Source organism: Pseudomonas sp. GW821-FHT04C07, assembly GCF_059420325.1.
On the sequence record NZ_JBWKTM010000007.1, the window covers coordinates 308,477 to 319,159 of the forward strand.

Annotated in this window: 9 protein-coding genes; 7 read left to right on the top strand and 2 right to left on the bottom strand. The window is 60.1% G+C overall.

From position 1 onward, the window contains the following. The first annotated feature begins 2 nt into the window (after positions 1–2). Genes nuoJ through nuoN form a run of 5 tightly spaced genes read left to right on the top strand, consistent with a single transcriptional unit; the run spans position 3 to position 5,724 of the window. Positions 3–503, top strand: coding sequence for an NADH-quinone oxidoreductase subunit J (nuoJ, locus tag AC07UI_RS15780; protein ID WP_494993351.1), 501 nt, complete (start codon positions 3–5; stop codon positions 501–503). A 4-nt stretch (positions 504–507) separates the two neighbouring features. Further along, positions 508–831, top strand: coding sequence for an NADH-quinone oxidoreductase subunit NuoK (gene nuoK, locus AC07UI_RS15785; protein ID WP_494993352.1), 324 nt, complete (start codon positions 508–510; stop codon positions 829–831). Further along, complete coding sequence (gene nuoL / locus AC07UI_RS15790) at positions 828–2,681, top strand: NADH-quinone oxidoreductase subunit L (protein ID WP_494993353.1); 1,854 nt, start codon at positions 828–830, stop codon at positions 2,679–2,681. Before nuoK ends, nuoL begins: the two co-directional genes overlap by 4 nt. Positions 2,682–2,720: 39 nt before the next feature. After that, positions 2,721–4,253, top strand: a complete 1,533-nt coding sequence (gene nuoM / locus AC07UI_RS15795) for an NADH-quinone oxidoreductase subunit M (RefSeq protein ID WP_494993354.1) — start codon at positions 2,721–2,723, stop codon at positions 4,251–4,253. Between the two features lie 7 nt (positions 4,254–4,260). Then, on the top strand, positions 4,261–5,724 hold the full coding sequence (gene nuoN / locus AC07UI_RS15800; RefSeq protein WP_494993355.1) for an NADH-quinone oxidoreductase subunit NuoN: 1,464 nt from the start codon (positions 4,261–4,263) through the stop codon (positions 5,722–5,724). Between the two features lie 312 nt (positions 5,725–6,036). On the opposite strand, the gene cysS is transcribed toward nuoN, so the two are convergent. Both cysS and AC07UI_RS15810 read right to left on the bottom strand, forming a co-directional pair. After that, a complete protein-coding gene (gene cysS, locus AC07UI_RS15805) occupies positions 6,037–7,419 on the bottom strand; it encodes a cysteine--tRNA ligase (RefSeq protein ID WP_494993356.1) in 1,383 nt (460 codons plus the stop codon). A 20-nt stretch (positions 7,420–7,439) separates the two neighbouring features. Further along, entirely contained in the window at positions 7,440–9,137 is a 1,698-nt protein-coding gene (locus AC07UI_RS15810; protein ID WP_494993357.1) for a glutamine--tRNA ligase/YqeY domain fusion protein, read from the bottom strand. Positions 9,138–9,397: 260 nt separating this feature from the next. Here AC07UI_RS15810 and AC07UI_RS15815 point away from each other — a divergent pair, with 260 nt between their 5' ends. Then, the gene (locus AC07UI_RS15815; RefSeq protein WP_494993358.1) at positions 9,398–9,901 is read left to right on the top strand and encodes a peptidylprolyl isomerase; all 504 of its coding nucleotides are present in this window, start codon (positions 9,398–9,400) and stop codon (positions 9,899–9,901) included. Then, the gene (locus tag AC07UI_RS15820; protein WP_494993359.1) at positions 9,898–10,650 is read left to right on the top strand and encodes a UDP-2,3-diacylglucosamine diphosphatase; all 753 of its coding nucleotides are present in this window, start codon (positions 9,898–9,900) and stop codon (positions 10,648–10,650) included. Before AC07UI_RS15815 ends, AC07UI_RS15820 begins: the two co-directional genes overlap by 4 nt. The last annotated feature ends 33 nt before the right edge of the window (positions 10,651–10,683 follow it).

A 10,683-nucleotide genomic window follows, 5' to 3' on the forward strand; every position in this document is an offset into this window, starting at 1 on the left:
AGATGGAATTCGCTTTCTATTTCGCATCAGGTGTTGCCGTTGTGTCCACGCTTCGCGTGATCACCAACACCAACCCTGTGCACGCCCTGCTCTACCTGATTATTTCGCTGCTCGCGGTGGCGATGACCTTTTTCAGTCTCGGTGCTCCATTCGCCGGTGTACTGGAAGTGATCGCCTACGCCGGCGCCATCCTGGTGCTTTTCGTGTTCGTGGTGATGATGCTGAACCTGGGCCCGGCCTCGGTTCAGCAAGAGCGCGTCTGGCTCAAACCCGGTATCTGGGCTGGTCCGGTCGTACTCGCGGCGTTGCTGTTGGCTGAACTGCTGTATGTGCTGTTCGCCAATCCAAGCGCCGGCGCTATCGGTCACACCACCGTAGACGCCAAGACCGTGGGCATCAGCCTGTTCGGTCCTTATCTGCTGGTGGTCGAACTCGCCTCGATGCTGCTGCTCGCTGCAGCCGTCACGGCGTTCCACCTGGGCCGCACCGAGGCGAAGGAGTAACGCTATGCCTGCTATCCCTTTTGGCTCTATCCCATTCGAGCATGGCCTGGCCGTCGCCGGCGTGTTGTTCTGCCTCGGTCTGGTCGGCCTGATGGTCCGCCGCAACATTCTCTTCGTGCTGATGAGCCTGGAGATCATGATGAATGCCTCGGGTCTGGCCTTCATCGTCGCCGGTAGCCGCTGGGCGCAGCCGGATGGACAGATCATGTTCATTCTGGTCCTCAGCCTTGCGGCCTCCGAGGCCAGTATTGGCCTGGCGATTCTGTTGCAGCTGTATCGCCGCTTCCACACTCTCGATATCGACGCTGCCAGCGAGATGCGCGGATGAACCTTCTCTATCTGACTTTCCTGTTCCCTCTGATCGGTTTTGTGCTGCTGGCGTTCTCTCGGGGACGCCTCTCGGAAAACCTCTCGGCATTGATCGGCGTCGGCTCCGTTGGCCTCTCGGCCATTGTCGCCACCTATGTGATCTGGCAATTCAACGTCGCACCGCCTGAAGGCGGCCACTACACCCAGGTGTTGTGGCAGTGGATAGCGGTGGAAGGCTTTACGCCGAACTTCGCCCTGTACCTGGATGGTCTGTCCGTGACCATGCTCGGTGTGGTGGTGGGCGTGGGCTTTCTGATCCACCTGTTCGCTTCCTGGTACATGCGCGGTGAAGCCGGTTACTCGCGCTTCTTCGCCTACACCAACCTGTTTATCGCCAGCATGCTGTTCCTGGTCCTGGGCGATAACCTGCTGTTCCTGTACTTCGGTTGGGAAGGCGTGGGCCTGTGCAGCTACCTGTTGATCGGTTTCTACTACAGCAACCGCAACAACGGTAACGCCGCACTCAAGGCCTTTATCGTCACCCGTGTCGGCGACGTGTTCTTGGCCATCGGCCTGTTCATCCTGTTCCAGCAACTGGGCACGCTGAACATTCAAGAGCTGATGGTTCGTGCTCCGGAACACTTCAAGGTCGGCGACTTCTGGATCGTTCTGGCGACCCTGATGTTGCTCGGTGGTGCCGTCGGTAAATCCGCGCAACTGCCGCTGCAAACCTGGCTGGCAGACGCGATGGCCGGCCCTACCCCGGTCTCGGCACTGATCCACGCCGCGACCATGGTGACCGCCGGTGTCTACCTGATCGCTCGTACCCACGGTCTGTTTGCTTTGGCGCCGGATATCCTGCATCTAGTAGGGATCGTCGGTGGCGTGACTCTGGTACTGGCCGGCTTCGCCGCGCTGGTGCAGACCGACATCAAACGCGTCCTCGCCTACTCGACCATGAGCCAGATCGGCTATATGTTCCTGGCCTTGGGTGTCGGTGCCTGGGAAGGCGCGATCTTCCACCTGATGACCCACGCCTTCTTCAAGGCGCTGCTGTTCCTTGCATCCGGTTCGGTGATCGTTGCCTGCCACCACGAGCAGAACATCTTCAAGATGGGCGGCCTGTGGAAGAAACTGCCTTTGGCCTATGTCAGCTTCATCGTCGGCGGTGCCGCGCTGGCGGCCCTGCCACTGGTGACCGCAGGTTTCTACTCCAAGGACGAAATCCTCTGGGAAGCCTTCGCCAGCGGTAACCACGGCCTGCTGTACGCCGGTCTGGTCGGCGCCTTCATGACTTCGCTGTACACCTTCCGCCTGATCTTCATCACGTTCCACGGTGAAGTGAAGACCGAAGCCCACGCCGGTCACGGTATTGCCCACTGGCTGCCACTGTCGGTGCTGATCATCCTGTCGACCTTCATCGGCGCCATGATCGTTCCACCACTGCACGGTGTACTGCCGGAAAGCGTCGGCCACGCCGGCGGCGAAGCCAAGCACAGCCTGGAAATCGCCTCAGGTGCTATCGCCCTGTCCGGTATCCTGCTGGCAGCACTGCTGTTCCTCGGCAAGCGTCGCTTCGTCACCGCCATCGCCAACAGCGGCATCGGTCGTCTGCTCTCGGCCTGGTGGTTCGCCGCGTGGGGCTTCGACTGGATCTACGACAAGCTGTTCGTCAAGCCGTACCTGATGATCAACCATGTACTGCGCAAAGACCCGCTCGACCAGACCATTGGTTTGATCCCGCGTATGGCCAAGGGTGGACATCACTCCCTGAGCCGTACCGAGACTGGCCAGCTGCGTTGGTATGCAGCTTCCATGGCCGCAGGTGCCGTGCTGGTAATCGGTGCCATTGTGTTGGTAGCGGTCTGATATGAACCTTGCGAAATTGCGAAAGGAATTGAGCCCGTCATGATTCTGCTTTGGCTAATCCTGATCCCCTTTATCGGCGGCCTGCTGTGCTGGATGGGTGAGCGCTTCGGCGCTACCCTGCCACGCTGGATTGCGTTGCTGACCATGTCCCTGGAACTCGCTCTTGGCCTCTGGCTGTGGGCCCATGGTGACTATTCATTTGCACCGGCGCCTGGCGCCGATCCGACCTGGGTGATTGAGTTCAAGCACGTCTGGATCGAGCGCTTCGGCATCAACGTGCACCTGGCCCTCGACGGCCTGTCGCTGTTGATGATCCTGCTGACCGGTCTGCTGGGTGTCCTCTCGGTACTCTGCTCCTGGAAAGAGATCCAGCGTCACGTGGGCTTCTTCCACCTGAACCTGATGTGGATCCTGGGCGGTGTCGTCGGTGTGTTCCTCGCCCTCGACCTGTTCATGTTCTTCTTCTTCTGGGAAATGATGCTGGTGCCGATGTACTTCCTCATCGCGCTCTGGGGTCACAGTTCATCGGATGGCAAGAAAACCCGGATCTACGCGGCGACCAAGTTCTTCATCTTCACCCAGGCCAGCGGCCTGATCATGTTGGTGGCGATCCTGGGTCTGGTGCTGGTCAACTTCAACAGCACCGGGGTGATCACGTTCGATTACTCCCAGCTGCTGAAAACCAAGATGTCGCAGACCACCGAATACATCCTGATGCTCGGCTTCTTCATCGCCTTCGCGGTGAAGCTGCCCGTGGTGCCGTTCCACTCCTGGCTACCGGATGCGCACGCCCAGGCGCCGACCGCCGGTTCCGTCGACCTGGCCGGTATCTTGTTGAAGACCGCTGCTTATGGGATGTTGCGTTTCGCCCTGCCGCTGTTCCCGAATGCTTCGGCCGAGTTCGCGCCGATCGCCATGACCCTGGGTCTGGTCGGGATCTTCTACGGTGCGTTCCTGGCGTTCGCCCAAACCGACATCAAGCGTCTGATCGCCTTCTCCAGCGTTGCGCACATGGGCTTCGTGCTGATCGGGATCTACTCCGGCAGCCAGCTGGCGCTGCAAGGCGCGGTGATGCAGATGCTGGCGCACGGTGTTTCGGCAGCCGCACTCTTTATCATCAGCGGCCAGTTGTACGAGCGCATGCACACTCGCGACATGCGCGAGATGGGTGGCCTGTGGTCACGCATTGCGTATCTGCCGGCGGTCAGCCTGTTCTTTGCAGCCGCTTCGCTGGGTTTGCCGGGTACCGGTAACTTCGTCGGCGAATTCCTGATCCTGCTGGGCAACTTTGCCAGAGCGCCATGGATCACCGCGATTGCCACTTCCGGTCTGGTGTTCGGTTCGGTCTACTCGCTGATCATGATCCACCGTGCCTACTTCGGCCCGTCCAAGTCGGACGAAATACTGCACGGCATGGATGCTCGCGAACTGATCATGGTGGTTGGACTTGCAGGGCTGCTGGTCTACATCGGCATTTACCCGCAACCGTTCCTCGATACCTCTGCCGCGACGATGCATGGCGTGCAGCAATGGTTCGGCACCGCCTCCACTCAACTCGCTTCGGCCCGGTAAGAGCGCTATGGACCTGACGACTCAACACTTTATCGCGCTTGCGCCGCTGCTGATTACCAGCGCCACGATTATCGTGGTGATGCTGGCGATCGCCTGGCGTCGCAACCACTCACAGACCTTCCTGCTTTCAGTAGCCGGTCTCAACCTGGCCCTGCTGTCGATCCTCCCGGCCCTGAAAGTCGCGCCTCTGGCCGTGACCCCGCTGCTGCAGATCGATAGCTTCGCCTGCCTCTACATGGCGTTGATCCTGGTCGCTACCCTGGCCTGTGTGACCCTCGCCCACGCCTACCTCGGCGATGGCAGTACGGGTTACCCGGGCAACCGCGAAGAGCTGTACCTGCTGATCCTGATGGCTGCGGCCGGCGGTTTGGTTCTGGTCAGCGCGCAGCACCTGGCCGGCTTGTTCGTCGGCCTGGAACTGCTCTCGGTTCCAGTCTACGGCCTGGTGGCGTATGCCTTCTTCAACAAGCGCTCCCTGGAAGCCGGCATCAAGTACATGGTGCTGTCGGCCGCCGGTTCCGCGTTCCTGTTGTTCGGCATGGCACTGCTTTACGCAGAGGCCGGTACCCTGAGCTTCAGCGGCATCGGTCACGCACTGGCCGCTACCGGTCTGCCAAGCCCGATCGCGCAACTGGGCCTGGCCATGATGCTGATCGGCCTGGCGTTCAAGTTGTCGCTGGTGCCCTTCCACCTCTGGACCCCCGACGTGTACGAAGGCGCTCCTGCCCCGATCGCAGCCTTCCTCGCCACCGCGAGCAAGGTTGCGGTATTCGCGGTGATGTTGCGTCTGTTCCAGATCTCGCCGGTGGCCAGCAGTGGCGTACTGAGCAACGTTCTGACCATCATTGCGATCGCCTCGATCCTGTTTGGTAACCTGCTGGCACTGACCCAGAGCAACCTCAAGCGTCTGCTGGGTTACTCCTCCATCGCGCACTTCGGTTACCTGCTGATCGCCCTGGTGGCGAGCAAAGGTCTGGCAGTGGAAGCCATCGGCGTTTACCTGGTCACCTACGTGATCACCAGCCTCGGCGCATTCGGCGTAATCACCCTGATGTCCTCGCCGTACAAAGGCCGCGACGCAGATGCCCTGTACGAATACCGCGGCCTGTTCTGGCGCCGTCCGTACCTGACCGCCGTGCTGACCGTAATGATGCTGTCGCTGGCCGGCATTCCGCTGACCGCAGGCTTCATCGGCAAGTTCTACATCATCGCCACCGGTGTCGAATCCCACCAGTGGTGGCTGGTCGGCTCTCTGGTACTGGGTAGTGCCATCGGCGTCTTCTACTACCTGCGTGTGATGGTCACTCTGTACCTGATCGAACCGAACCTGCGTCGCGTTGACGCCCAGCTGCACTGGGAACAACGTGCCGGTGGCGTCATGCTGCTGGCCATCGCTGTTCTGGCGTTCTTCCTCGGCCTGTACCCACAGCCGTTGCTGACGCTGGTTCAGCAGACAGGCCTGGCCGGTTGATCGCTTAAGCGACAGGCAGCAGAAAACAGAAACGGCGCCTTCGGGTGCCGTTTTTGCGTTTGGGGGCTGCTCTCCCCTTTCTCGGAATGTGCCTGCAAAGAGACCGCTAGCGGCTGAAATGATCGTTCCCACGCTCTGCCTGGGAACGCCTCAATGGACGCTCTGCGTCCGCTGTTGGGACGCGGAGCGTCCCGGGCTGCATTCCCACGCGGAGCGTGGGAACGATCAATCAAACGATCAAACAATCAACCCGACCTTTGCATAAACAAAAACCCGCACAAGGCGGGTTTTTGTTTGCAGAAAACGCCGGCCTTAGTCAGCCAGGCGCCACGTCGTGCCGCCCTTGCCGTCCTCCAGCACCACGCCCATGGCGGTGAGCTGGTCGCGGATGCGGTCCGACTCGGCCCAGTCCTTGTTGGCACGGGCTGTCAGGCGCGCCTGAATCAGCGCATCGACTTCTGCTGCATCGACCCGACCTTCGGCTCCTGCTTGCAGGAAGTCGTCGGCTTGCAGTTGCAACACACCGAGCACGCTGGCCAGTTCTTTCAAGCGTGCCGCCAGACCGGCCGCTGCGTTCAGATCACTCTCACGCAGACGGTTGATCTCACGGACCATCTCGAACAGCACCGCGCAGGCTTCCGGCGTGCCGAAGTCGTCGTTCATCACTTGGGTAAAACGCTCGACGAAGGCTTCGCCACCGGCGGCCGGAACCGTCGGCAGGCCTTTCAACGCGTGGTAGAAACGCTCCAGAGCGCCTTTGGCGTCCTTGAGGTTGTCTTCCGAGTAGTTGATCGCGCTGCGGTAGTGGCTCGACACCAGCAGGTAACGCACGACTTCCGGGTGGTACTTGTCGAGGACGTCGCGAATGGTGAAGAAGTTGTTCAAGGACTTGGACATCTTCTCGCCATTGATGCGAATCATCCCGCAATGCATCCACGCGTTGGCGTAGGTCTTGCCAGTGGCCGCTTCGCTCTGGGCGATTTCGTTTTCATGGTGCGGGAACTCGAGGTCGCTGCCACCGCCATGAATGTCGAAGGTCTCGCCCAGGCAGCAGGTCGACATCACCGAGCACTCGATGTGCCAGCCCGGACGCCCGGCGCCCCACGGCGATTCCCAGCTCGGCTCACCCGGCTTGGCGGCTTTCCACAGGACGAAGTCCAGCGGGTCCTGTTTCGACTCGTCGACTTCGATGCGGGCGCCGATGCGCAGGTCTTCGATCTTCTTGCGCGACAGCTTGCCGTAACCCATGAACTTGCCGACGCGGTAGTACACGTCGCCGTTGCCCGGCGCGTAGGCATAGCCCTTGTCGATCAAGGTCTGGATCATCGCCTGCATGCCGGGGATGTAATCGGTAGCCCGTGGCTCCATGTCCGGCTTGAGGATGTTCAAGCGCGACTCGTCTTCGTGCATCGCCGCGATCATGCGCTCGGTCAACACGTCGTACGGCTCGCCGTTTTCACGGGCGCGATTGATGATCTTGTCTTCGATGTCGGTGATGTTACGCACGTAGGTCAGGTCATAACCGCTGAACCGCAACCAGCGGGTCACCAGGTCAAACGCAACCATGCTGCGCCCGTGGCCCAGGTGGCAGTAGTCGTACACGGTCATCCCGCAGACGTACATGCGCACCTTGTTGCCATCCAGCGGCTTGAAGACTTCTTTGCTCTTGGTGAGCGTGTTGTAGATCGTAAGCACGATTGTTCCTTGGCTCTAAATCACTGGCCCCACGAATCACGCAGGGTCACGGTGCGGTTGAATACCGGGTGACCGGGTTTCGAGTCCTTGATATCCGCGACGAAGTAACCTTCGCGCTCGAACTGGAAACGGTCTTCCGGCTGTGCATTGCCCAACGAAGGCTCAGCACGACAACCGGTAAGCACCTGCAGCGAATCAGGGTTGATGTTGTCCAGGAAACCGGCGCTGTCTTCGGCCTTCTCAGGGTTCGGCGAACGGAACAGGCGATCGTACAGACGCACTTCACACTCGACGCTGGCCGCTGCCGGCACCCAGTGAATCACGCCTTTGACCTTGCGGCCTTCAGGGTTCTTGCCCAGGGTGTCCGGATCGTACGAGCAACGCAGTTCGACGATGTTGCCATCGGCGTCCTTGATCGCTTCGTCGGCACGGATCACGTAGCTGCCGCGCAGACGCACTTCGCCATTCGGTTCCAGGCGTTTGTAGCCTTTTGGCGGCTCTTCCATGAAGTCTTCACGGTCGATGTAGATCTCACGGGCGAACGGCAGAGCCCGTACGCCCATGTCTTCTTTCGGGTGGCACGGCAGTTCGAGGTTCTCGACCTGGCCTTCCGGGTAGTTGCTGATCACGACTTTCAGCGGACGCAGCACGCACATGGCACGCGGGGCGCTGTGGTCGAGGTCGTCGCGGATGCTGAATTCCAGCATGCCGAAGTCGACCACGCCTTCGGAACGGTTGGTGCCGACCATGTCGCAGAAGTTGCGGATCGATTTCGGGGTGTAGCCACGACGGCGGAAACCCGACAGTGTGGACATGCGCGGGTCGTCCCAGCCGTTAACGTGTTTCTCGTCGACCAACTGCTTGAGCTTGCGCTTGCTGGTGATGGTGTAGTTCAGGTTCAACCGCGAGAACTCGTACTGACGCGGGTGCGCCGGGACCGGCAGGTTGTCGAGGAACCAGTCGTACAGCGGGCGGTGGCCTTCGAACTCCAGGGTGCAGATCGAGTGGGTGATGCCTTCGATGGCGTCCGACTGACCGTGGGTGAAGTCGTAGTTCGGGTAGATGCACCACTTGTCACCGGTCTGGTGGTGGTGCTCGTGACGGATGCGATACAGGATCGGGTCGCGCAGATTCATGTTCGGCGAAGCCATGTCGATCTTCGCTCGCAGTACGCGCGCGCCATCCTTGAATTCGCCAGCCTTCATGCGGGCGAACAGGTCGAGGTTCTCTTCGACGCTGCGCTCACGGAACGGACTGTTCTTGCCCGGCTCGGTCAGGCTGCCACGGTATTCCCTGGCTTGCTCCGGGGTCAGGTCGCAAACGTAGGCCTTGCCGGCCTTGATCAGCTCCACCGCCCAATCGTGCAACTGGTCGAAATACTGCGAGGCATAGCGCACTTCACCGGACCATTGGAAGCCCAGCCATTTGATGTCGCTTTCAATGGCGTCGATGTATTCCTGGTCTTCCTTGGCCGGGTTGGTGTCGTCAAAACGCAGGTGCGTGACGCCACCGAACTCTTCGGCCAGGCCGAAGTTCACACAGATCGACTTGGCGTGACCGATGTGCAGGTAGCCGTTGGGCTCTGGCGGGAAGCGGGTCACGATCTGCGTGTGCTTACCCGAGTCCAGGTCCGCCTGGATGATCGGGCGCAGGAAGTTGACTGGAACGGCAGGTCCGGTCTTGGAATTCGAGGTAGGGTCGACAGTGGGCTTGCTCATAGGATCCTTGACGTACAAGTGCGTGGCCAGGTAGCGGGCCTGATAAATCAAAGCGCCTATCATAGCCGATGCTGTCAAGCACCTGACAGAGCAGGCCCTAAAACTGCTGCTTTTAATGTGCCTGAAGTGAAAAACAGCCTCGAAATTCGCCGCCGTCACGCTAAACTGCGCACCTTGGTGAGTTTTTGCCAAACAGGTGTGGGCTCGCACGCGTCATGCTGCGCCCCGAAAGCCACGAATTCCTTGAAAGAGTAACGAATATGAGCAAAGTCAAACTGAGCACCAACTTCGGCGACATCGTCCTGGAGCTGAACGCCGAGAAAGCCCCGATCACCGTTGCCAACTTCCTCGAATACGTTAAAGCCGGCCATTACGAAAACACCGTTTTCCACCGTGTCATCGGCAACTTCATGATCCAGGGCGGCGGTTTCGAGCCAGGCATGAAAGAAAAGAAAGACAAGCGTCCTAGCATCCAGAACGAAGCCGACAACGGTCTTTCCAACGACAAGTACACTGTCGCCATGGCGCGTACCATGGAGCCGCATTCGGCCTCCGCGCAGTTCTTCATCAACGTTGCCGACAACAGCTTCCTCAACCACAGCGGCAAGAACGTTCAGGGCTGGGGTTATGCCGTGTTCGGTAAAGTGACCGCCGGCACCGACGTCGTCGACAAGATCAAAGGTGTTTCGACCACCATGAAGTCCGGCCACCAGGACGTTCCAGCAGACGACGTGATCATCGAGAAAGCCGAGATCATTGAGTGATATTGCTGATTTCAGATTTACATCTGGAAGAGGAGCGCCCGGACATTACCCGGGCGTTTCTGGATTTGCTCGCCACCCGCGCCCGCTCGGCGACCGCGCTGTACATTCTGGGCGACTTTTTCGAGGTGTGGATTGGCGACGACGCCATGACCCCCTTCCAACGCTCCATTTGCCAGGCTCTTCGCGAACTCAGCGAGAGCGGCACACAGATTTTTCTGATGCACGGCAATCGCGACTTCCTGCTCGGCAAGGCCTTCTGCAAAGCAGCCGGCTGCACCCTGCTCAAGGACCCGAGTGTCGTGCAGCTCGCAGGTGAGCCAGTGCTGTTGATGCACGGCGACAGCCTCTGCACCCGCGATGAAAGCTACATGAAATTGCGCCGTTACCTGCGCAATCCCGTCACCTTGTTCGTGCTGCGCCATCTGCCGCTGCGCACCCGGCACAAACTGGCGCGCAAGCTGCGCAGCGAAAGCCGCGCGCAAAACCGGATGAAAGCCAACGACATCGTCGACGTCACCCCCGAGGAAATCCCGCGGATCATGCAGCAGTACGGCGTGAAAACCCTGGTCCACGGCCACACCCACCGCCCTGCCATCCACAAACTGCAGATTGGCGAGCAGGCGGCCAGGCGCATTGTGCTGGGCGATTGGGATCGTCAGGGCTGGGCGTTGCAGGTCGATGAGCAAGGGTTTCAGCTGGCAGCGTTTGATTTTGTGCCACCCTCGGTAGCCACACTACCCCATCTGTAGGAGCCTGGCTTGCCAGCGATGGCGCCCCTGAGG

Coding starts and splice junctions, on each gene's coding strand:
- nuoJ (WP_494993351.1), top strand. CDS start 3: ATGGAATTCGCTTTCTATTTCGCATCAGGTGTTGCCGTTGTGTCCACG.
- nuoK (WP_494993352.1), top strand. CDS start 508: ATGCCTGCTATCCCTTTTGGCTCTATCCCATTCGAGCATGGCCTGGCC.
- nuoL (WP_494993353.1), top strand. CDS start 828: ATGAACCTTCTCTATCTGACTTTCCTGTTCCCTCTGATCGGTTTTGTG.
- nuoM (WP_494993354.1), top strand. CDS start 2,721: ATGATTCTGCTTTGGCTAATCCTGATCCCCTTTATCGGCGGCCTGCTG.
- nuoN (WP_494993355.1), top strand. CDS start 4,261: ATGGACCTGACGACTCAACACTTTATCGCGCTTGCGCCGCTGCTGATT.
- AC07UI_RS15810 (WP_494993357.1), bottom strand. CDS start 9,137: ATGAGCAAGCCCACTGTCGACCCTACCTCGAATTCCAAGACCGGACCT.
- AC07UI_RS15815 (WP_494993358.1), top strand. CDS start 9,398: ATGAGCAAAGTCAAACTGAGCACCAACTTCGGCGACATCGTCCTGGAG.